Raw genomic sequence first — 21,381 nt, forward strand, 5'->3', positions numbered from 1 at the left:
CGTGGGTCCTGCGACTACGTGAGATCCGCACTCGTGACGGTTCGCACGATCGGAGATCCGACAGCGCCGGACAAGCTCGGCCAGAAACCCAGGCATGTCTCACCCCAGATTCGCCGGAGCCATTCGGCCGACGAATCCGGCAGCCCGTATCGGCCCCCTACAGCGCCCACGTGATCTGTGCGCTTTTTCGTCACTGTGACGTATTGGCGTAGCCGAGCAATACTGACTTGGCGCCATGTTCGGCCCGCGCTCGGCTTCGCGCGTGGGTTGACTGCACTTGCTCACGGCTCCTCGACGATGTCGCGGCGGTAGCGGTGCGCGGCCAGCGCGTAGCAGCCGACCGCCACCAGTTGCATGCTCGGCACCAGGATCAGCAGTGCACGACCCAGTGCCTGCGGGCCCAGCTCCGTAGTCAGTGAATCGCTGATCACACCGGTCAGCAACGGCCCGACCGCGCCCAGCGTGGCGTTGAAGAACAGGAAGATGGCGGACGCCGTCGCGCGCTGCTTCGGGAGCACCAGACGCTGGATTGCCGCGATGGACGGCGCCAGATACGCGGTGCCGATGACGTAAGCCAGCGCCAGCATCCATACGCACAACGTGCGGCTTTCGACGATGAACGCCAACGTAGAGGCCGGCAGCAGTGCCGCGATCAGGATGACCACGATCCACAGCAGCCAGCGCGGGTCCCGGGTGGCCAGCCGGTCGGCGATCCGTCCGACGATGAGGAGCCCAAGAACACCGAGCAAACCGGTGGCCAGGCCATACTCGACACCGACCTCGCCGATCGACATACCTCGAGTGCGCATCAGGAAGGCCGGCGCGAAGGTGGTCAGCGAATAGCCGGCCGCCGACACCAGCGCGGTGCCGCCCACCATGGCCAGAAAGCTGGGTTTCCGCAGGAGATCCCACCACTTCGGTGCGGCGGAGCGCTCCTGCGGCGGCGGTGTGGGCAGCCTCTGGCGGGTGCCGACCACCCACAGCACCAGGGGCGCCAGCAGCACACTGATCCCGCCCATCACCACGAAAGCCATCCGCCAGCCCATACTCTCGGCGAGCAGACCCCCGCCGAGCAGGCTGGCGGCACTGGCCAGCGGGATGGACATGGTGATGACCGCCAACGGCGCCGACCGCTGCTCCGGGACGAAGTTGCGGGCCACATAGGCGTGCGCGGCCGGTGTGCTGCCCGCCTCGCCGACGGCCACGCCGACGCGGGTAAGGGCGAGCTGGAGGCCGGACTGAACCGCGCCACCCAGCATGGTCATCGACCCCCACAACGCCAGGCAGCCGGCGATGACGGCGCCGAATATGCCGCGATCGGCGAAACGCGCGATCACGATGCCCACGACGGCGTACACGATGAGGAACCCGAACCCGTTGATCACGCCGATTGCGGTGTCGGACAACGCCAGGTCCTGCTTGATGGGCTCGGCCAGCACGCCCGGCAGAAAGCGGTCGACGTAATTGAGGGTGCCGACGAGGGCGAGAACCACGACGGCGGCCCACGCGCGAGTTGGCCCGTGCGTGGCCAGGGGTTCGAGCTCAGCGGTGTTCCGCGGTGACGACATCGTTCTCCTTGTTGTTGAGCGCCGAGCTACTGTTCCCTCGCGCCGATCAACGCTTCAGAGATCACGCCGGTTGCCTTCCTCAGCGCTGGAACGGCGCGAGCGATCAGATCCTTGCTCATCCGAGCCGAGGGGCCGGATATGCCGATTGCCATCGGAGTCGGCGCACCGGGCACCGCCATCGCGACGGAGCGGATGCCGATCTCGAACTCCTCATCGTCGATCGCATAACCATCGGCGCGCACACGCTCGACGTTCGCGAACACCGCAGACAGGGTCGACGCGCTGTTCTCGGTCGGCGCTGGAAGTCCGGACTGTGTGACCAGTTTCAGGATGCGAGCGTCGTCCAGTTCACCCAGAACAGCCTTGCCCACACCGGACGTGTGCAGACCGACGCGTTTGCCGACCTCGTTGTTCGTCTGCATCTGCTTCGAAGACGGAACCTGCCCGGTGTAGATCACCATGTCACCGTCGAGTACCGCGAGACTCGCCGTCTCCGACAGTTCGTCGACCAACGACCGCAGCACGGGACCGGCGACCACGCCCAGCTGGCGGTTCGCCACCTCACCAAGCCGAATCAACCTCGGTCCGAGGGCGTAACGGCGATTGGGCAGCTGGCGCACATAGCCGAGTCCGACCAGCGTGCGCAGGAGGCGGTGAATCGTCGGCGGCGGCAACGGAGACTCCGCCGACAACTCCGTCAACGAGCACTCCCCTCCCGCCCGTCCGATCAGCTCCATCAACTCGAACGCGCGCTCCACCGATTGCACGCCGCCTGACTTCTCCGCCATACGTTCCACTTCCGGCCCACGATTGTCGTTCCATTCAACATGCCGGAGTTTTGTTCCGCAATATGGAACTGTTTCGGCGGCGATGCGCGATACCGATCCTCCGTGAGGCCTCGCGCTAATCTCCACAATGTGGAATTCTGTCTCTACGGAAACTGCCAGCAAGAATAGGGACACCTGTGACACGACGCCTCGAGGATGCGGTGCTGGCCGACGTCGACCGTCGCCTCTCGGCCGCCGACGCTCGACTGGTGGCCCGATACCCCGGCGACGACGGCCGTCGGCAGCCCGTCCACACCGTCTACATCCCGGGCAACCGGTACTCGCCCACGATGCCCGCCGACTGGGGGTCCACCGCGCTCGCCGCCGCGAAGGACGCAGGCGGGCTCGACGTCGTGGCCGCACTCGTCGGTGCGAGCAGCGGAACCGACTGCGAACCCGAGACTCTCGCGACCCTCGTCGAGCACAAGCTGAGCACCGAGCCGATCGAAGACCTCCGCATCGACTTCGAGGACGGCTACGGCACCTTCGATGACGCGATCGAGGACGCCGATGTCGCACGCGCGGTCGCCGCGCTGCGGATGGCGCTCGACGCAGGCACCTCGACGCCGTTCGTCGGCACCCGGTTCAAGTGCTTGGAGGCAGGCACCCGTGCGCGCGGGCTGCGTACGCTCGACATGTTCGTCAGCGGACTCGTCGCATCCGGCGGCCTGCCCGACGGCCTCACCCTCACCCTTCCCAAGGTGACGTCCGTCGACCAGGTCGAGGCGATGGTCGCGGTCGCGAGCGCCCTCGAAGATGCGAACGGACTGCCGGCCGGGCGCATCCGCTTCGAAGTGCAGGTCGAAACACCGCAGGCGATCCTCGACGCCGACGGCCGCGCGCCGGTTGCCCAGTTCATCCACGCCGGCCAGGGCCGCGTCAGCGCGCTGCACTACGGGACTTACGACTACTCGGCGTCCCTCGGTATCGCCGCCGCATACCAGTCGATGGAGCATCCGGCGGCGGACCACGCCAAGAACGTCATGCAGCTCGCCGTCGCGGGCACCGGCGTCCACATGTCCGATGGCTCGACCAACATCCTCCCGGTCGGCGACCCCGACAACGTCGCCATGGCGTGGAAGCTGCACGCGCGCCTCGTCCGCCGTCACCTGGAACGCGGCATCTACCAGGGCTGGGACATGCATCCCGCCCAACTCGTCACCCGGTACCTGGCGACCTACGCGTTCTACCGTGGCGCCTTCGCCCCCGCCGCCACACGGCTGCGCAACTATGTCCATCAACACGACTCGGCCGTCATGGACGAGCCGGCCACCGCCCGCGCACTCGCCAACGTGATCCATCGGGGCAGCGTGTGCGGCGCCCTCACCGTCGACGAGATCGAGGCAGCCGCCGATCTCCCCCTGTCCACCGTGCGCGATATCGCGCTCGGCCGCACAACCAGGAGCAATCAGTGACCCACCCAAAGACCGCAGCGCCGTATTACACGCCCCGCGGCGGTCTGCCCCCGCAGACCGATCTGCTGACCGATCGCGCCATCGTCACCGAGGCCTACACGGTCATCCCGCGTGGCGTGCTCTCCGACATCGTCACGTCGGTGTTCCCGGAGTGGAGCGATACGCGCGCATGGATCCTCAACCGGCCGGTCGCCGGTGGTGCGACGACGTACTTCCAGGCGATCGTCGAGGTCAAGCCGGGCGGTGGGGCGCAGCGACCCGAGCCGCAACCCGAGGTGCAGAGCTTCCTGTTCGTCACGTCCGGTGCGCTCACCGTTGACGCGGCGGGCCAGTCGCAGACACTCACCGAGGGCGGCTTCGCCTACCTTCCGGCAGGCACCGACTGGTCGGCCCACAACAACGGCGACGCCGACGCGTCATTCGTGTGGATCCGCAAGCGCTATGAGGCCATCGAGGGCCACACGGCGTCGGTCACGTTCGGCAACGAGCAGGACATCGCACCGTCGGCCATGCCCGGGACCGACGGCAGATGGCGCACGACACGCATGCTCGACCCGCAGGACCTCGCGTATGACATGCACGTCAACATCGTCACCTTCGAGCCCGGCGCGACCATCCCGTTCGCCGAGACCCACGTCATGGAACATGGTCTTTTGATGCTCGAGGGCAAGGCCGTCTACCACCTCAACGGAGACTGGGTGGAGGTTCAGGAAGGCGACTTCCTCGCGCTGCGCGCCTTCTGCCCGCAGGCCTGCTACGCGGGCGGGCCGTCGAACTTCCGCTACCTGCTGTACAAGGACGTCAACCGCCAGATCATGCTCTGACACGACGTAACGGGCGCCCCGGCCGGGGCGCCCGTTACGTTGATCTCGTTGGCCTACACCTCAAAAGGCCACCCGACGACCTTCTTCTGGCGCGGAGTCGCGTAGGTACGCACCTTCGACGTGGACAGACCCATCCGGACCAGACCTTCGGCGATGGTGACCGCCGAGCGGACTCCGTCGACGATCGGGACGCCGGTCGCGGCCGACACCTTCTCCTCGAGTTCGGCCATGCCTCCGCAGCCGAGACAGATGACTTCGGCGTGATCGTTCGCGACTGCCTCTCGGGACTGGCGGACGATCGCCTCGACCGCCCGATCCGGATCCGACTCCAGTTCGAGCACACCGAGGCCGGACGCCCGCACCGATGCGCATCGTGCGTCGAGTCCCGCCAGCTTGAGACGGTCTTCGATCAGCGGGACCGTGCGGTCGAGCGTGGTGACGACCGAGTACTTGTGTCCGAGATACATCGCCGTCGACGCAGCCGCCTCGGTGATGTCGACCACCGGAACGTCGAGCAACTCCTGCAGGCCTTCCCGACCGTGCTCGCCGTAGCCGGCCTGGATCACCGCGTCGAACGGTTCGGGATACGAGGTGATCGCGTCCATGACGGCGATGGCCGCAAGGTAGCTCTCGAAGTTGCCTTCGCACGAGTCCGCGCCGAACCGTGGTGTGATGCCGACGATCTCGGTGCCCGGCGACGCGACACTGCGCGCCGAGTCGGCGATCGCATCAGTCATCGAGGCCGTCGTGTTGACGTTGGCTACGAGGATTTTCATGGCGGTCCTCAGTGGTGCGTGCTCGCCACGGCGATGGGCTCGCCGGACACATCGTTGAACGGACCGCGGCGGTCGGCGACCACCAGGTACACGATTGCGCCGAGTCCCGCGCCGATGAACCAGGAGAACTCCGAGACGATCTTGAACGCCGGAACGAACGCCAGCAGCAGTGCCGCTACCGCCGTGATGGCGAGCGCCACCACGGCACGCACATTGACGCCCTTCGTGTAGTGGTATTCGCCGTTGACATCGGTGGTGAACAGGGCCAGAACATTGATGTTGGAACGGCGCACCAGCCAGTAGTCGACCATGACGATGCCGAACAGCGGCCCGAGGATGGCACCGAGCCCGCCGAGGAAGTAGTTGATGACGGCCGGCGAGTTGTACAGGTTCCACGGCAGGATCACCAGGCCGATGACGGCCGAGATGAACGCTGCGCGACGGAAGTTCAGGTGCTTCGGGAACAGGTTGTTGAGCGCGTAGATCGGGGCGACGAAGTTCGCCATCAGGTTCACGGCGACGGTCAGGATCAGCAGCGCGAGTGCTGCGAGCACCAACAGCAGGGTGTTCGGCACTTCCTGCACGATGTCGGCAGGCGCTTCGATGACGCGTCCGTCGATGCGGAACTGAGCGCCGGCCAGGGTGATCACGATGGCGCCGAACACCAGCATGTTGAGCGGAATGCCCCAGAAGTTGCCTGCCACGATGGCCCGCTTCGACGTCGCGTTACGGGTGAAATCGCAGAAGTTGAGGACGAAGGTGCCGTAGATCGCAACCCACAGGCTGGCGCCGCCGATGATCTGCAGCCACATGTCGACGCCGGTCAGCGAGTCGGGCGTCGTCCACGCGATGGTCCAGTCGGCATTGCCCAGCACCCAGATCGCGAGCGCGATCATCGTGATCAGAATGACCGGACCGGCGAACGCCTCGTACCGGCGGATCATCTCCATGCCGTAGCTGACGATGACCACCTGGATCACCCACAGTGCGATGAACGAGATCCAGCCGAGCGTCGACAACCCCAGAAAGCTGTTCGAGTCGAGGGACTCGGCAGACGGTGCGAGCGCGATGATCATGATGCGTAGCACCACCGACGCGAGATACGTCTGGATGCCGAACCAGGCGATCGCGATCCCGCCGCGGATGAGGGCGGGGATCTGCGCACCGCGGATGCCGAAGGCGATGCGGCTCATCACCGGGAACGGGACGCCGGTCTTCTCCCCCATGAACCCGGACAGGTTGAGCAACAAGAAGAGGAAGACGCCGCCCAGTCCGAGCGCCAGCAGGATCTGCCACCCACCGAGGCCGAGGGCGAACAGTCCGATGGCGAACGAATAGTTGCCGAGGCTGTGTACGTCGTTCGCCCACAGCGTGAAGATGTTGTACGCCCCCCACCGTCGACCTTCGCGTTTGGTGGGTGCCAGATCGGCGTTGTACAGATGCGGACTCACGTCGGCGAACGAGGTGGCATCGTCACGGCTGGGGCCACGGCTGGGATCGCCGATGAGCCCGGTGGACTCTGTGCTCATGGATACGCCTGTCACGGTCGGAGCGCCGACGCCCAGCGCCGCCGCAAACATTCCATTGTGCGGAAGTAATATTCCACGGATTTGATAAGTAAGTCGCATCCCGACCCACCTGTCAAGCTTTTGGCACGATTGACTGTGCCTACGGTCACATCTAAAGTCTCCCGGGAAGTGGACTTCCAGTTCCACGATGAGGAATCAGTCTCGATGACAACGGAGATCTGCCCATGACCGCCGACGTACCCGAGCAGTCGAACCACGCCGATTTCGACCTGGTGGTTCGCGGCGAACGCACGTTGACGACGGCGGGAATCGTCGCGCGCGAGATCGGCATCCGCGACGGTCGCATCGTCGCGATCGAGCCGCTGGGCAGCGGCCTCACCGGCACAGAGACCGTCGAGCTCACGTCCGAGCAGGTGATGATCCCCGGCCTGGTCGATACGCATGTGCACGTCAACGAGCCGGGCCGCACCGAGTGGGAGGGGTTCGACTCGGCTACCCGCGCAGCGGCAGCGGGCGGTGTGACGACGCTGATCGACATGCCGCTCAACTCGATCCCGCCGACGGTCAACGTCGAGGCACTCAACGCCAAGCGCGCGGCCGCATCGGGCAAGACACACATCGATGTCGGTTTCTGGGGCGGCGCGATCCCGGGCAACACCGGTGATCTGCGCGCTCTGCACGACGATGGCGTGTTCGGCTTCAAGTGCTTCCTGCTGCACTCCGGCGTCGACGAGTTTCCGCACCTCGACGCCGATGAGATGGAGAAGGACATGGCCGTACTGGCCGGCTTCGACTCCATGATGATCGTGCACGCCGAGGACTCCCGCGCCATCGACCGGGCTCCCTCGGCGGAGGGCAACAAGTACGAACGCTTCCTCGCGTCGCGGCCGCGCGGTGCGGAGAACGTGGCGATCGCGGAGGTCATCGAGCGCGCTCGGTGGACCGGCGTCCGTGCGCATATCCTGCACCTGTCGTCGTCGGACGCGCTGCCCATGCTCGCCACCGCGAAGCGTGACGGCGTCAAGATCACCGTCGAGACCTGCCCGCACTACCTGACGCTGCTGGCCGAGGAGATCCCGAACGGTGCGACCGCGTTCAAGTGCTGTCCGCCCATCCGCGAGGCGTCGAATCGGGAATTGCTGTGGCAGGGCCTGCTGGACGGCACGATCGACTGCATCGTCTCTGATCACTCTCCATCGACGGTTGACCTGAAGGACGTCGAGAACGGCGACTTCGGTATTGCCTGGGGCGGCGTCGCGTCGCTGCAGCTGGGTCTGTCGTTGATCTGGACCGAGGCAAAGCGTCGCGGGATAAAACTCACTCAGGTGATCGAGTGGATGGCGGCCAACCCTGCCGCGCTCGCCGGTTTGAACAACAAGGGCAAGATCGCGCTGGGCTACGACGCCGATTTCGCGATCTTCGAGCCCGAGTCCGCGCAGGTCGTCGACGTCCACAAACTGCACCACAAGAATCCGATCAGCCCGTACGACGGGCGTGCACTCGCCGGTGTTGTCACGGGTACCTGGTTGCGCGGCAGGAAGATCGACTTCCAGACCCCGCGCGGCCGGATGCTGCGCCGCGGCGGCGTGTAGCGCTAGCGCTCCGCGTGACGCTCGTCCGTCGGCCAGCGCTCGGTGATCATCTCGGTCATCGCATCCACCCACCCGTCGTCGAGGGCGGCGTCCTGACGGATCAGGAGCCGGAAGATCACCGTGCCCGCCACCACCTCCGCGAGCATGGGTAGGTCGTCGTCACCGCGGCGCTCCAGACCGAAGCGGCTTTCGAAGGCCGCCAGATTCCCGGCCAGGCGGGAGATCATCATGCTGTGCACGTCCGGGTCGGCGACCGTGTCGGCGATGAGGCCGGGCAAGGCCACCCTGACCTCGGGCCGGTCGAACATCGCGCGGGTGGTCTCGACCAGCGCCCGGATGTCCTGGCGGATGTCACCGGAGCCGTCCGGCGGGGCGATCACTTCGGCGGACAGCACCGCCTCGTGGACCAGTTGCGCCTTGCTCGTCCACCGTCGGTAGATCGCCGCGGTCGTCGTGCCCGCGCGTGCGGCGATCGCGGAGAGCGACAACGCCGGATAGCCCGTCTCCAGGATCAATTCGCGGGTGGCCGCGATGATCGCGGCGTCGATCCTGCTGTCCCGGGGCCGCCCAGGAGCGGACCGCGCCGCACCCTTGCCATGCGCGCGCCGATCTGCTGTCATAGCTCCAGCCTACTTCCAATACAGAATGCATCGTATCTATTGGGGAGCCTGTGAACCTCAGTCCGCTCGACGAGTACCCGATCCACCAGACACCCGCACCGATCACGTCGCCGGCCACCTCGGACCGCAACTTCTACGACCGGTCCTATCTCAACGTGCTCGACCGCGCCGGACGGTTCATGGCGCTCACCGGAATCGGCTACTACCCTCGCCTCGGGGTCAAGGACGCCTACTTCGTCGTCCGGCGCGGTGACACGCAGACCGCGGTGCACCTCAGCGATGCGATCGACGACGACCGTCTCCACCAAGGCGTCAACGGGTACCGCCTCGACGTCGTCGAACCGCTGCAGGAACTGCACCTGACGCTGGCCGAGACCGAGGGCATCTCCGCGGACCTGACCTGGCGAGGCCTGTTCCCCGCCGCCCTCGAGCGGCCCCACGAGATGCTCACCGAGCGTCGAGTGACATTGCAGGCGTGCCGATTCGCGCAGGTGGGCACCTGGCAGGGCTGGATCGACGTGGACGGCGAGCGCCTGACCGTCGAGCACGACACCAGCGTGGCGAGCCGTGACCGGTCCTGGGGCATCCGGCCGGTCGGCGAGCCGGAGCCGGCAGGCCGTCCCGACAGCGCCTTCCAAGGGATGTGGTGGCTCTACCTGCCGCTGGCGTTCGACGACTACCAACTCTTCCTGATCCTGCAGGAGGATCCGGACGGCCATCGCAGCCTCTACGACTGCACGCGACGCTGGCGCGACGGCCGGGTCGAACAGCTCGACGGCGTGCGCGCCACCATCCACTACACCGTCGGCACCCGGATCCCTCACGGCGCACACGTCGAGTTCATGAACCGTGCCGGTGACCGCATCCAGCTCGACGTCGAGTCGAAGCTGTTCGCGCCCATCGCTTTCGGATCAGGCTACGGCGGGGACTCCTCGTGGGCCCACGGCACCTGGACAGGCGGGCCGTTCACTGAGCGGGTCACGTTCGACCTGACCGACCCGGCCGTGATGGCCGGGGCGCCGTTCAGTCTCATCGACCATGTCGGGACCGCGGTGTGCACCGAACCCGACGGCCGCACCCGTGAAGGGGCGGGCTTGTTCGAGCACGGGATCATCGGCCCGCACCACCCGTCGGGCTTCTCCGACTGGACCGACGTCGCGGAGTAGGCACGGTATGAAGGTCATGACTGCGTTGTTCGGCCCCACCGATGCGGCCGGCCGGGCGGCGGTCCTGCGGGAGGCGGGCGCGTCCGGGGTGTTCACCTTCGAAGGTCCGCACGACGTGTTCACGCCGCTGGTGCTGGCCTCGGCGGTCAAGGGCCTGGACATCATGTCCAACGTCGCGATCGCGTTTCCGCGCAACCCGATCCAGCTGGCCCATCAGGCCAACGATCTGCAGTTGATTTCCGAAGGCCGGTTCATCCTGGGCCTCGGCACGCAGATCCGCGCGCAGATCGAGAAGCGCTACGGCGCCGAGTTCGACCATCCGGTCGCGCGGATGAAGGAGTTGGTGGGCGCGCTCCGGGCGATCTTCGCCACCTGGAACACCGGCGAACGGCTCGACTTCCGCGGTGAGTACTACCGCCACACGTTGATGACGCCGACCTTCATCCCCGGACCCAATCCGTTCGGTCCGCCGCCGATCTACCTGGGCGCGTTGGGCCCACGACTGACCCGCGCCACCGCCGAGGTCGCCGACGGTCTGCTGGTGATGCCGTTCGGCTCCAAGCGGTTCCTGCACGAGACGACGCTGCCGGCGGTGCGGGAAGGGCTGGCTGCCGCCGGTCGCGCAGAGGCGGACTTCGAGGTGATACCCGAGATCATCGTTTCGGTCGGATCCGAGACCGACCCGGACCACACTTCGACGCGAATGTTGTTGTCCTTCTACGGTTCGACTCCCGCCTACCGGCCGGTGCTCGACGCCCACGGCTGGGGCGATCTGCAGCCGGAGCTCAACGCGATGTCCAAACAGGGCCGCTGGCAGGAGATGGCCACACTGATCGACGACGAGATACTGCACACCATCGCCGCGTGCGGAACACCGGCCGAGGTTGCCGCGCACATCCGCGACCGCGTCGACGGGGTGTCCGATCGCATCTGCCTGTACCAACCGGGCCCCATCGCCGTCGAGGCGCTCGCCGAGATCGTGGACGCGCTGGGCTGACGCATGGCGCCGACGACGATCGACCTCGACGACATCACCGACACCCGATTCGGCGGCAAGGCAGCGGGTTTGGCGGAGCTGCGCCGCCTCGGCCTCGCCGTGCCCGGGGGTTTCGTGATCGCCGACGCCTCCGCGCCAGGCGCCCTCGACGCCGCGGCGGACAGGTTCGCCCAGATGGCCGCCGCCGGGGCGACGCCGGTGGCCGTCAGATCCTCGGCGGTCGGCGAGGACGGTGACGACCACTCCTTCGCCGGCCAGTACGACACGGTGCTGGGCGTCGATTCGGTCGACGGATTCACCGCGGCGGTGCGCACGTGCGCCGACTCCGTGGGGTCCCGACGCGCCTCGTCCTACAGCGGCGGGGCCGCGGCCACCATGAACATCGTCGTGCAGCAGATGGTCGACGCGTGTGCGGCCGGCGTCGTGTTCACCGCGGATCCGGCGACGGGCCGGCGCGACCTCATGGTGATCGACGCGATCGCCGGGCTCGGCGAGGCGCTCGTCGACGGGTCGGCCTCCCCCGACCACCTTGTGCTGAGCGCCGACGGCACCGTCGCGGTCCACGAGGTCGGTGGGTCACCGGTCCTGTCGCCGGCGGCGGTAACCGAGATCCGGGCGGGCGCGCTGCGCGCGGCACGGCACTGGGGCAAGCCGATGGACCTCGAGTGGGCCATCGACCGAACCGGCACACTGTGGTGGCTGCAGGCCCGGCCGATCACCACCCTGCCCGGCGATCTCAACGAGATGGACTCGCCGGTGGCCGGTGAGACGCACGTCTACACCCGCTGCAACATCGGCGAGATGATGCCGGGCGCGTTCTGCCCGCTCACCGCGTCGGTGTCCGGCTTCGCCATCGACTACGCGATGCAGATGACCCAGGTGGTGGCACGGGCGCAACCGCGCTACGAGAAGCCGTGGCTGCAGGTCGGCTACTTCTACGGGCACATGTTCCTCAACATGACCGAGGGCACGGCGCTGAGCTCCGGCATTCTGGGCAATTCGCTGGAACAGTTCTCGATGTCCATCTGCGGTCGGGTGGTCGAGGAACTGGTGCCCAAGCCACCACAGCCGCTGCACCGCAAGCTGGTCAACACGTATCTGCTCACCTCCCACGCGCTGTCCGCCGGCCCGGCGATCCGCCGGCTCGCCGGCCAGATCGCCGGGTTCCGCATTCCGACCGGAACCGACCCGCGGGCCGTCTTCGACCAGCTGGAGGTCGGCGTCGACCTGTACTGCGACGTCACGCTGACCCACGTGCGGTCGTCGTCGCGCGCCGCGGTGGCGGCCAACATCCTCGAGAGCTTCCTGGTCAAACAGGCGGTCAGGCACGGACGCAGTGAAGAGGACGGCCGCGCCGAGGCCATGCGGTTGATGGCCGGGGCGACCGACGTCGAGAGCGCGATGATGCTCGACGAGCTCCAGTCCGTGATTCGCACCATCGCCGCCGACGGTGCCGCCAAGGACCGATTCCTGTCCGCCACCCCTGAGGACGCGGTCACCGGGCTGCGCGCAGCGAACGACCCCGCCGGAATCGCGTTGCGCCGGTTCCTCGCCCGACACGGCCACCGCGGATACCGCGAGCTGTGCATGCGTGACGCCTCCTGGGCCGAGGACCCCTTGGGCCTGGGATCGATGATGCAGGTGATGCTCGGGGCGGTCACCGACCCGACCGAACGCCCCTCGACGCAGACGCCGGCCGACGCGCCCACCTCGCGCACGCTCAGCTTGCTCGCCCGGCTGGCCCAGGGCGGCGCCCGGGGCCGCGAAGAGACAAAATCGAAGATGGCGCTGATGGCGCATGCACTCAAGCGCGGCTACCGCCATCTCGGCGAGGTGCTGGCCCGGTCGGGCCGGCTCCCCGACGCCGATCTGGTCTTCTTCTTCGACCGTGGTGAACTGTCCCGCGTCGTCGGCGACGAGGACATCACCGACCTGGTGCAGCGGGCGGTGCAGCGTCGGGAAGCGCTGGCCTACCAGAACACGCTCGAGTTCGACGACGTCTCGGTGGGCCGGCCCACGCCCGTCGTCGCACCGGCGCCCAGCACGCACACCGACGATCAGATCGTCGGCCGGCCGGCCAGCCGTGGCACCGTGGACGGGGTTGTCCGCGTGGCCAAGTCGATCCAGGACGCCCGTGCGGTGCAGCGCGGCGAGATCCTCGTGGCACCGGTCACCGACGTGGGGTGGACGCCCTACTTCACGGTCATCGCCGCACTGGTCACCGACATCGGCAGCTCGGTCTCCCACGGTGCCGTCGTGGCTCGCGAGTACGGCCTGCCGTGCGTCGTCAACACCTTGGTCGCCACGCAGGCCCTCGCCACGGGCGACCGCGTGCGGGTGGACGGGGACCGGGGCGTGGTCACTCGCCTCGACCCGCGGTGACGGCGCGGCGGGGGTCGCCGAGTTCTGCATGAGGGTCGCGGGACCGGCGTCGTCCGCGTGACGCAGAACTCGGCGTGCATGCACTCCCCGACCTGTTCGTGGGCACATAGATCCGTCCCCAACAGTGTTGTCGTAGACATTGAACCCGCTGTGCGGTGTGGCGACACTCATACCCATGCTCTGAATCGGACCGATTCACGGCAGGGAAGGACGGAACACATGACCCAGGTCGCCAGCGATGTCGACACCACCACGCCGGTGGCGCAGCGCGACATCATCAACCCGGCCACCGGAGCGGTGATCGCCACCGTCCCGGAACTGGGCGCCGAAGCTGTGGACGCCGCCGTGGCAGCCGCCAAGGCCGCGTTCGAGACCGGCCCGTGGCCGGAGATGACCCGCAGCGCCCGCGCCCGGCTGCTACTGCGCATCGCCGAGGCCATCGAGGCCGACTCCGAACGGCTCTACACCCTCGAGGCGGCGAACAACGGCAGGCCGATCACCGAGACGCGCGCGCAACTGTCGCGCGTGCCGGAGTGGTTCCGGTACAACGCGGGCCTGCTCGCGGCGCAGCGTCCGGCGGTCCTGCCCGGCGACGGCCCCTACCTGACCTACCAGCAGCGGTTGCCGCTCGGGGTCTGCGGCATCATCACGCCGTTCAACCATCCGCTGCTCATCCTGGGCCGCAGCGTGTCCGCGGCGCTGGCCAACGGCAACACCGTGGTGGTCAAACCGTCGGAGCTGACGCCGTTGACGACGCTGGCGCTGGCCGAGATCATGGCCGGCGCCGGCCTGCCCGACGGTGTGCTCACCGTCGTCACCGGCGCCCGGGACGCCGGCGCCCGGCTCACCGAGCACCCCGACGTCGCCAAGATCACGCTGACCGGCAGCACCGAGGCGGGCCGCTCGGCGGCGGTGGCCACCGCGGCCCGGTTCGCCCGGGTCACAGCGGAACTCGGCGGTAAGACCCCGGTCATCGTCTTCGACGACATCGACCCGGTGGCCGCGGCCGAGGGCGCAGCCTTCGCCGCCTTCGTCGCCGCCGGCCAGTCCTGCGTCGCGGGCTCCCGGTTCCTGGTGCAGCGCGGCGTCTACGACGCCTTCGTCGACGCACTGACCGACCGCGCCCGCGCCATCCGCATCGGCGACCCCGCCCGGTCCGAGACGCAGATGGGTCCGCTGATCAGCGCACGGCAGCGCGACAAGGTCCGCGATCTCATCGAGATCGGCCTGGGCGAGGGCGCCCGGCTGGCCGCCGGCGGCGGCGTGCCCGATCTGCCGGAAACCCTGCGCGACGGCTTCTTCCTGCAGCCGACCGTGCTGGCCGACGCCACCATCGGCATGACGGTCGCACTGGAGGAGATCTTCGGCCCCGTGGCCGTCGTCATCCCCTTCGACGACGAGGACGACGCCGTCGCCATGGCCAACGACAACCGCTTCGGCCTCGGCGCGGGTGTGTGGACCCGCGACATCGGCCGCGCGCACCGCGTCGCCGGTCGCATCGTCGCCGGCATGGTGTGGGTCAACGACCACCACCGCCTCGAACCGTCGCTGCCGTGGGGCGGCGTCAAGGAGTCGGGCACCGGTAAGGACGCCGGCTCGGAGTCCTTCGACGACTTCTCGTGGATCAAGACGATCGTCGTACGCACCGCGGCCGAACCGGTCGACTGGTACGGCGGCCGCGAGCAGGGGCGGCTGAACTGATGACCACGTCGACGTCGCGCACCGGGTGGCGCACCGAGATCACCCGCATCCAGTGGCTGGTGCTGGCCGGCACCACTCTCGGGTGGGGCCTGGACGGTTTCGCCGGCAGTCTCTACGTCCTGGTCCTCGGACCAACGATGTCAGAGCTGTTGCCGCACAGTGGGATCGCAGTCGATTCGGCGGCCATCGGCTACTACGGCGGCCTGACGGTCGCGCTGTTTCTGATCGGCTGGGCCACCGGCGGAATTCTGTTCGGCGTGCTGGCCGACTACTTCGGCCGCACCAGGGTGCTGTCGGCGGGCATCCTGACCTACGCCATCTTCAGCGCCCTGGCCGCGTTCTCCGAAACATGGTGGCAGCTGGGCATTCTGCGCTTCATCGCCGGGGTGGGATCCGGCGTGGAGGCTCCCGTGGGCGCCGCCCTGATCGCGGAGACCTGGCGCAACCGCTACCGTGCCCGGGCCGGCGGCATCATGATGGCCGGCTACGCCGGCGGGTTCTTCGCCGCGGCCGCGGCCTATGCCGTCCTCGGCCAGTACGGCTGGCGCCCGATGTTGCTGCTGGCCGGCCTACCCGCGCTGTTGGTGTGGTTCATCCGCCGCTACGTGCCCGAACCGCCCGAGGTGGAAGCCACCATGCAGGCCCGACGCGCCCGAAAGAAGTACGGCACCAACAGTTCACACGATCGATTCGTGCTGCGCCGGCTGTTCGCCCCGCCGCTGCTGCGGCCGATGCTGGTCTGCACCACGCTGGCCACCGGCGCGCTGATCGCGTTCTGGAGCGTCAGCACGTGGTACCCGCAGATCATCCGTGGCGTCACCGCACTCGAGGACCTGCCCAAGGACATCGCCGATCACCGGGTGGCGATGGCGGCCATGCTGTTCAACGCCGGCGGCATCATCGGCTACGCCTCCTGGGGATTTCTCGCCGACGCGATCGGGCGCCGCAGATCGTTCGTCGTCAGCTTCGCGGTCTCCGCGGTCACCGTCGCCTGGGCGTTCCCGTTCGACCGCAGCTACACCGAGCTGATGGTGGCCATGCCGTTCCTCGGCTTCGGACTGTTCGGGGCCCTGTCGGGGACGTTCATCTACGGGCCCGAACTGTTCCCGCCCAGCGTCCGGGCCACCGCCCTGGCCACCTGCAACAGCTTCGGCCGGTACGTCACCGCCCTGGGCCCGCTGACCGCCGGAGCCATCGCCACCTCCTGGTTCGGCGGGAACCTCGGGCTGGCCACCGCGTCGGTCGCGGCGCTCGGACTGGTCGCCGTCATCGGACTGGCCTTCGCCAGAGAGACCCGCGGGCAGCCGCTTCCGGCTGATCCCGCCACCGCAACCACTGTCACCGTTCGCACGGAAAGGAGCCGGTCGTGAGTGACTACACGAACGCAACGGCCATCGTCATCGGCGGCTCGATCGGCGGCCTGACCACCGCCCTGCTGCTGCGCGACCTCGGCTTCACCGTCGACGTCTACGAGCGCACCCCGACCGCGCTCGACGGCCGCGGGTCCGGCATCGTCCTGCAGCCCGACACCGTCCGCTGGTTCACCGAACGCAGCAGCCAAAGCCTCGAGGACCTGAAGACGTCGACCAACTACGTCCAGTACCTCGACCGCTCCGGTGCGGTGGTGTTCCGCGAGCAATGCACCTGGACCTACACCTCCTGGGGCACCTTCTACCGGGCGTTGCTGGCCGACTTCGGCACCGAGCACTACCACTACGGGGAGTACGCCTGCGGGTTCGACCAGGACGACACCGGCGCGACCGTTCGATTCGTCAGCGGCACCACCGCATCCGCGGATCTGGTGGTCTTCGCCGACGGCGTCACCTCGGTGGCCCGGGAACGGTTCGACCCCGAGGCGCGCCTGCGCTACGCCGGCTACATCGGCTGGCGCGGCACCGTCGCGCTCAAGGAGCTCTCCCCCGCCACCCGCGACGTCCTCGCCGACGCCATCACCTACGACGTGATCCCGCACTCGCACATCACGATGTATCCGATCCCCGGTGAGAACAGCCTCGCGCTGAACGACCGGTTGATGAACTACGTGTGGTACCGCAACGTGCCGGCCGGCGCGGAACTGACCGAGATGCAGATCGACAAGCGCGGATTCGCCGGCGCGGTGTCGGTCCATCCGGGACAGGTGCAGGACCGCTACGTGGCGGAGATGAAGGCCGACGCCGCGGAGTTGCTGGCGCCCGCGGTGGCCGAGGTGGTCGAAAAGACCGCACAGCCGTACCTGCAGGTGCTCTCGGACGTGCGCTCCAACCGGATGGCGTTGGGACGGGTGGCGCTGATCGGTGACGCGGCGTGCGCGTCGCGGCCCCACGCCGCGGCAGGCACGGCCAAGGCCGCCGCCGACGGCTGGACCCTGGCGGCAGCGCTGCACGATGCCGGCGGCGACATCCCCGCCGCGCTCACCAAGTGGGAACCGGCCCAACTTCACCTCAGCGACTCGCTGCTGCGCCGCGTCGTCGCGATGGGAGACCGCTCCCAATTCAGCAACACCTGGACGCCGGGCGACCCCGACCTGCGCTTCGGCCTGTACGGCCCCGGACTCTTGACCCCGAAAGGAACCACCATGCCGCACAACGACTTCCTGACCGACCTGCCCCTGGCCGGCGACCTGGTCGCCACCGACTTCGAGGGCTGGCCCGACTGGCTGCGCACCGAATTCGCCGACCACGCGATGGACGGTGAGGTCGGCTCCCGGCTGCTCAGCGAGGACTCCCGGGTGCGGGTCTGGGAGATCCGGTTGGCCCCGGGCCAACGCTGGCACGCCCACCGCCATGTGCTCGACTACTTCTGGACGGCCGTCAACGCCGGCCGTAGCCGCCAGCACACCCACGACGGCACCACCCGCGAGGTGTCCTACCAGGCCGGCGAGACCCGCCACTTCCATTTCGGGCCGGGCGAATACCTACTGCACGACATCGAGAACATCGGGGACGGCGAATTGGTGTTCACCACCGTCGAACACCTCGACAGCGACAACGCCCCGCTGCCGATCCGACGGGCCTGACCGTGTCCGCGCTGTTCACCCCCCTGACACTGCGGGAGGTCAGGTTCGCGCACCGGGCGTGGATGTCGCCGATGATGCAGTTCTCCGCGGTGCCGGCCGGAGCGCACGAAGGCGCGCCCACCGACTGGCACCTTGCGCATCTTGGATCGCGGGCGGTCGCAGGGGCGGCCCTGGTGATGGCCGAGGCCACCGCCGTCGACCCGGTCGGCCGCAGCAGCGTCCACGACCTCGGGCTGTGGAACTCCGCGCAGGCCGATGCGTTCCGCCGGATCACGGCGTTCGTCACCGCTGCCGGGTCGATCCCGGGAATCCAGCTGGTGCACGCGGGTCGCAAGGGTGCCACGGGTCGGCCGTGGGCCGACGAGGGCGGCGTCGATGATTACCGGTGGCGCACCGTCGGACCCAGCGCGGTGCCGTTCGGGCGGTTACCGAACCCCGCCGAGCTGTCGGTCGCCGAGATCGCGCGAATCGTCGAGGCATTCGCCGCGTCGGCCCGCCTGGCCGCCGACGCCGGATTCCGGGTACTCGAACTGCACGGCGCGCACGGTTACCTGATCCACCAATTCCTCTCGCCCTACTCCAACACCCGCACCGACGGGTACGGCGGCGCGCTGACCAGTCGGCTCCGCTTCGCGCTCGAGGTCGTCGAGGCCGTGCGCGGCGCCTGGCCCGACGAGTTGCCGCTGTTCTTCCGGGTGTCGGCCACCGACTGGCTGGGTGGCGACACCGACGACGAGCGGCCAGGTTGGACGGTTGCCGACACCCTCGAACTGGCCACGCAGCTCAAGGTCCGCGGCGTCGACCTGATGGACGTGTCGTCGGGCGGGTCCGCACCGGACGCGCGGATTCCGGTGGCGCCCGGCTACCAGGTGCCGTTCGCCGCGCGGGTCCGTAAAGAGGTCGAGATCGCCACCAGCGCCGTCGGATTGATCACCGACGCGGATCAGGCCGAGGGTGTCGTCGCCGGCGAGCAGGCCGATGCGGTGTTCCTGGCCCGGGTGCTGCTGCGCAACCCGGCCTGGATCCGCCAGGCCGCCGATCAGCTCGGCGCCACGCTGGACTACCCGCCGCAGTATCGCCGCGCATTCGTGTAGACGCCGCCCGGCGCGGCGGCTCGCGCCTACAGTGAGCCCGTGCGCACCACCCGCTTCGCCGCCTGCGCGGCCGCCCTGGCCACCGCGTTCGGAACGGTAACCCCGGCGACGGCCACCGCCCAGCCCGCCGAACCGCCCGCGACACCGACCATCACGATGATTCCGGAGCGTCCGGCGCTGACCGGGGTCACTCCGTTCACCGACAACCCGGCCATCGTCGATGCGCGGCCGCAGGGCATCGAGGCCTGGAGCCGCCTGCCGGACCCCGACGCCGTCGCCGTCCAGTTCACCACCGGAACACCGGAGTGCTACGGCGTGCATGCCGAGGTGCAGGAGACCGCCGACATCGTCGCGATCAAACTGCGGTCCGGCACCGTGCCGGAGGCGGTCGGCCGAGCGTGCATCGCGATCGGCGTCATCGGGTCGATGCCGGTGAAACTCGGCGCGCCCGTGGGCAGTCGCGCGGTGGTCAGCATCACGTGAGACCGGGCCGCGCAGTGCCCGACGTCACCGTGCGCACTCTGTTAGGCCGCTAATAGTTAGCGTACGATCTAGTTGTGACGATCACGACGACCGAGATCGACCCGCTCGCCCTCGAGCGGCAGGTGTGCTTTGCCCTCGCGGTCACCAACCGGGCGGTGCTGGCGGTTTACCGCCCGCTGCTCGAACCGCTCGGGCTGACCCACCCGCAATACCTCGTCATGCTGGCCCTGTGGGACCACCGCAAGGCGGCGCCGGAAACGCGCTCACCCATGTCGGTCAAACAGATCGCCACCGCGCTGCAACTCGACTCCGCGACGCTGTCGCCGATGCTCAAACGGCTGGAGACGCTGGGGCTGATCACCCGAGCGCGCAGCAGCGCCGACGAACGGTCGACCGAGGTGGCGTTGACCGGACAGGGTGTCGCCTTGCGCGAGCGTGCCCTGGCGATCCCGCCCGCCGTCGTCTCCCGCCTCGGCGTCGACCTGTCCGAACTCGAAGAGCTGCACCGGGTACTCACCCGCGTCAACACCGCGGCCCTTGCCGCCGGTGATCTGCCCCTCTGACCCCACCAACCCGCACAGGAGAGCCACCATGGCCGCCGACACCGCGCCAGAACGCCCCTCGACCTGGCAGCGCTTCCGCTACATCTACGGCAAGCGACTGCCGGCATCCATGAACCGCTGGGTCGCCGAGGACCTCGCGGGCGAGGGCGCCGTCCGCCGGCACATGATCCGGATGGCGATCCCGCCGCTGCTGATCCTCGCTCCGTTCTGGTTGCTGCCGGCCTCCTTCTACGTCCGCCTCGAGATGACCGCGCCCATCTACATCTGGGCCATCCTGATGGCGCTCGCCCTCAACAAGGTGTGGCGGCGGCACCGGCTGGCGCAGCACCGCCTCGACCCCAACCTGGTCGACGTGATCAAGCGCAAGAGGGACGCCCACATTCACGAGGACTACGCCCGCCGCTTCGGACCCCGTCCCGAAGAGGCGAAGTGGCAGTCCAACAGCAGCCCGTTCTAGCCCTGCTGCGGCAATTTGCCCGCGGCATTGCGCAGAAGTAGATTGACCGGCGGCCAATCCCCGCTGCAGAAAGCGCACACATGCCTGCCACGATTCGGAGTTCTCACGCATGCCGGCGCCGGGCGCTCCACCGGACGGCGCGTCGCAGGGCAATGCCGCCGATGGCCGGCCAGGCGTTCGAGATGGTGATCACCCGGGATGCGACGGGCTGGGTGGTGAGCGTCCCCGAACTGGGCGCCGTGACCCGCGACCCGTCCCGCGCCGACGCCGAAGCCACTGCGCGTGATCTGATCTCACACCTCACGGGCATCCCCCACGCGTTCGTCGCGCTCTGGTCGCGGGACTGACCGCCCACCGCCCCGGCGGTGACC

Annotated in this window: 18 protein-coding genes and 1 pseudogene; 14 read left to right on the top strand and 5 right to left on the bottom strand. The window is 68.4% G+C overall.

What is annotated here, in order from left to right; all coding sequences use genetic code 11:
- Nucleotides 1-281: 281 nt before the first annotated feature.
- Both E4P42_RS08290 and E4P42_RS08295 read right to left on the bottom strand, forming a co-directional pair.
- Nucleotides 282-1,568, bottom strand: a complete 1,287-nt coding sequence (locus E4P42_RS08290; RefSeq protein ID WP_135124927.1) for an MFS transporter — start codon at nucleotides 1,566-1,568, stop codon at nucleotides 282-284.
- Between the two features lie 26 nt (nucleotides 1,569-1,594).
- A complete protein-coding gene (locus E4P42_RS08295; protein WP_135124929.1) occupies nucleotides 1,595-2,356 on the bottom strand; it encodes an IclR family transcriptional regulator in 762 nt (253 codons plus the stop codon).
- Nucleotides 2,357-2,532: 176 nt separating this feature from the next.
- Here E4P42_RS08295 and E4P42_RS08300 point away from each other — a divergent pair, with 176 nt between their 5' ends.
- A complete protein-coding gene (locus tag E4P42_RS08300) occupies nucleotides 2,533-3,810 on the top strand; it encodes an aldolase/citrate lyase family protein (protein ID WP_135124931.1) in 1,278 nt (425 codons plus the stop codon).
- Nucleotides 3,807-4,634 carry a bifunctional allantoicase/(S)-ureidoglycine aminohydrolase gene (locus E4P42_RS08305; protein ID WP_135124933.1) on the top strand — a complete coding sequence of 276 codons (828 nt, stop codon included), beginning with the start codon at nucleotides 3,807-3,809 and terminating at the stop codon, nucleotides 4,632-4,634. Before E4P42_RS08300 ends, E4P42_RS08305 begins: the two co-directional genes overlap by 4 nt.
- Before the next feature lie 53 nt (nucleotides 4,635-4,687).
- Here E4P42_RS08305 and E4P42_RS08310 read toward each other — a convergent pair whose 3' ends face one another.
- Together E4P42_RS08310 and E4P42_RS08315 are read right to left on the bottom strand one after the other, a co-directional pair.
- Nucleotides 4,688-5,410, bottom strand: coding sequence for an aspartate/glutamate racemase family protein (locus tag E4P42_RS08310; protein ID WP_135124935.1), 723 nt, complete (start codon nucleotides 5,408-5,410; stop codon nucleotides 4,688-4,690).
- Between the two features lie 8 nt (nucleotides 5,411-5,418).
- Nucleotides 5,419-6,939 carry an NCS1 family nucleobase:cation symporter-1 gene (locus tag E4P42_RS08315; protein ID WP_135124937.1) on the bottom strand — a complete coding sequence of 507 codons (1,521 nt, stop codon included), beginning with the start codon at nucleotides 6,937-6,939 and terminating at the stop codon, nucleotides 5,419-5,421.
- Between the two features lie 224 nt (nucleotides 6,940-7,163).
- Between E4P42_RS08315 and allB the strand changes: the two genes are divergently transcribed.
- Nucleotides 7,164-8,531: an allantoinase AllB gene (gene allB, locus E4P42_RS08320; RefSeq protein ID WP_135124939.1), complete on the top strand. Its 1,368-nt coding sequence runs from the start codon at nucleotides 7,164-7,166 to the stop codon at nucleotides 8,529-8,531.
- 2 nt (nucleotides 8,532-8,533) lie between these two features.
- Here the strand turns inward: allB and E4P42_RS08325 are convergent, their stop codons facing one another.
- Complete coding sequence (locus tag E4P42_RS08325; RefSeq protein WP_135124941.1) at nucleotides 8,534-9,151, bottom strand: TetR-like C-terminal domain-containing protein; 618 nt, start codon at nucleotides 9,149-9,151, stop codon at nucleotides 8,534-8,536.
- A gap of 50 nt (nucleotides 9,152-9,201) precedes the next feature.
- Between E4P42_RS08325 and E4P42_RS08330 the strand changes: the two genes are divergently transcribed.
- The 11 genes and pseudogenes from E4P42_RS08330 (at nucleotide 9,202) to E4P42_RS08385 (ending at nucleotide 21,357) form a co-directional block, all read left to right on the top strand.
- Nucleotides 9,202-10,317 (top strand): hypothetical protein, encoded by a 1,116-nt coding sequence (locus E4P42_RS08330; protein WP_135124943.1) that lies wholly within the window; start codon nucleotides 9,202-9,204, stop codon nucleotides 10,315-10,317.
- Between the two features lie 7 nt (nucleotides 10,318-10,324).
- Nucleotides 10,325-11,314, top strand: a complete 990-nt coding sequence (locus E4P42_RS08335; protein ID WP_135124945.1) for a TIGR03617 family F420-dependent LLM class oxidoreductase — start codon at nucleotides 10,325-10,327, stop codon at nucleotides 11,312-11,314.
- A 3-nt stretch (nucleotides 11,315-11,317) separates the two neighbouring features.
- Nucleotides 11,318-13,696, top strand: a complete 2,379-nt coding sequence (locus E4P42_RS08340) for a PEP/pyruvate-binding domain-containing protein (protein WP_135124947.1) — start codon at nucleotides 11,318-11,320, stop codon at nucleotides 13,694-13,696.
- A 219-nt stretch (nucleotides 13,697-13,915) separates the two neighbouring features.
- A complete protein-coding gene (locus E4P42_RS08345) occupies nucleotides 13,916-15,397 on the top strand; it encodes an aldehyde dehydrogenase family protein (protein ID WP_135124949.1) in 1,482 nt (493 codons plus the stop codon).
- A complete protein-coding gene (locus tag E4P42_RS08350) occupies nucleotides 15,397-16,767 on the top strand; it encodes an MFS transporter (RefSeq protein WP_135124951.1) in 1,371 nt (456 codons plus the stop codon). The genes E4P42_RS08345 and E4P42_RS08350 overlap by 1 nt, the downstream gene beginning before the upstream one ends.
- Nucleotides 16,764-17,948: pseudogene (locus tag E4P42_RS08355) on the top strand (FAD binding domain-containing protein); the annotation flags it as partial. The gene E4P42_RS08350 and the pseudogene E4P42_RS08355, both read left to right, overlap by 4 nt.
- 467 nt (nucleotides 17,949-18,415) lie before the next feature.
- Complete coding sequence (locus tag E4P42_RS08365) at nucleotides 18,416-19,507, top strand: NADH:flavin oxidoreductase/NADH oxidase (protein ID WP_135124953.1); 1,092 nt, start codon at nucleotides 18,416-18,418, stop codon at nucleotides 19,505-19,507.
- A 39-nt stretch (nucleotides 19,508-19,546) separates the two neighbouring features.
- On the top strand, nucleotides 19,547-19,990 hold the full coding sequence (locus E4P42_RS08370; protein WP_245233941.1) for a hypothetical protein: 444 nt from the start codon (nucleotides 19,547-19,549) through the stop codon (nucleotides 19,988-19,990).
- A 74-nt stretch (nucleotides 19,991-20,064) separates the two neighbouring features.
- Nucleotides 20,065-20,553, top strand: a complete 489-nt coding sequence (locus E4P42_RS08375; RefSeq protein ID WP_135124955.1) for a MarR family winged helix-turn-helix transcriptional regulator — start codon at nucleotides 20,065-20,067, stop codon at nucleotides 20,551-20,553.
- A 28-nt stretch (nucleotides 20,554-20,581) separates the two neighbouring features.
- Nucleotides 20,582-21,010 (top strand): DUF5313 domain-containing protein, encoded by a 429-nt coding sequence (locus E4P42_RS08380; RefSeq protein WP_135124957.1) that lies wholly within the window; start codon nucleotides 20,582-20,584, stop codon nucleotides 21,008-21,010.
- 161 nt (nucleotides 21,011-21,171) lie between these two features.
- A complete protein-coding gene (locus tag E4P42_RS08385; RefSeq protein ID WP_135124959.1) occupies nucleotides 21,172-21,357 on the top strand; it encodes a long chain fatty acid-CoA synthetase Faa4p in 186 nt (61 codons plus the stop codon).
- The last annotated feature ends 24 nt before the right edge of the window (nucleotides 21,358-21,381 follow it).

It is taken from the genome of Mycobacterium sp. PS03-16, from assembly GCF_004570325.1.
Classification (GTDB): domain Bacteria; phylum Actinomycetota; class Actinomycetes; order Mycobacteriales; family Mycobacteriaceae; genus Mycobacterium.

Excerpts from the sequence above, each read along its gene's own strand:
- E4P42_RS08295 (WP_135124929.1), bottom strand. The coding sequence starts at position 2,356 with ATGGCGGAGAAGTCAGGCGGCGTGCAATCGGTGGAGCGCGCGTTCGAG.
- allB (WP_135124939.1), top strand. The coding sequence starts at position 7,164 with ATGACCGCCGACGTACCCGAGCAGTCGAACCACGCCGATTTCGACCTG.
- E4P42_RS08310 (WP_135124935.1), bottom strand. The coding sequence starts at position 5,410 with ATGAAAATCCTCGTAGCCAACGTCAACACGACGGCCTCGATGACTGAT.
- E4P42_RS08380 (WP_135124957.1), top strand. The coding sequence starts at position 20,582 with ATGGCCGCCGACACCGCGCCAGAACGCCCCTCGACCTGGCAGCGCTTC.
- E4P42_RS08385 (WP_135124959.1), top strand. The coding sequence starts at position 21,172 with ATGGCCGGCCAGGCGTTCGAGATGGTGATCACCCGGGATGCGACGGGC.
- E4P42_RS08290 (WP_135124927.1), bottom strand. The coding sequence starts at position 1,568 with ATGTCGTCACCGCGGAACACCGCTGAGCTCGAACCCCTGGCCACGCAC.
- E4P42_RS08335 (WP_135124945.1), top strand. The coding sequence starts at position 10,325 with ATGAAGGTCATGACTGCGTTGTTCGGCCCCACCGATGCGGCCGGCCGG.
- E4P42_RS08350 (WP_135124951.1), top strand. The coding sequence starts at position 15,397 with ATGACCACGTCGACGTCGCGCACCGGGTGGCGCACCGAGATCACCCGC.
- E4P42_RS08345 (WP_135124949.1), top strand. The coding sequence starts at position 13,916 with ATGACCCAGGTCGCCAGCGATGTCGACACCACCACGCCGGTGGCGCAG.
- E4P42_RS08325 (WP_135124941.1), bottom strand. The coding sequence starts at position 9,151 with ATGACAGCAGATCGGCGCGCGCATGGCAAGGGTGCGGCGCGGTCCGCT.
- E4P42_RS08340 (WP_135124947.1), top strand. The coding sequence starts at position 11,318 with ATGGCGCCGACGACGATCGACCTCGACGACATCACCGACACCCGATTC.
- E4P42_RS08315 (WP_135124937.1), bottom strand. The coding sequence starts at position 6,939 with ATGAGCACAGAGTCCACCGGGCTCATCGGCGATCCCAGCCGTGGCCCC.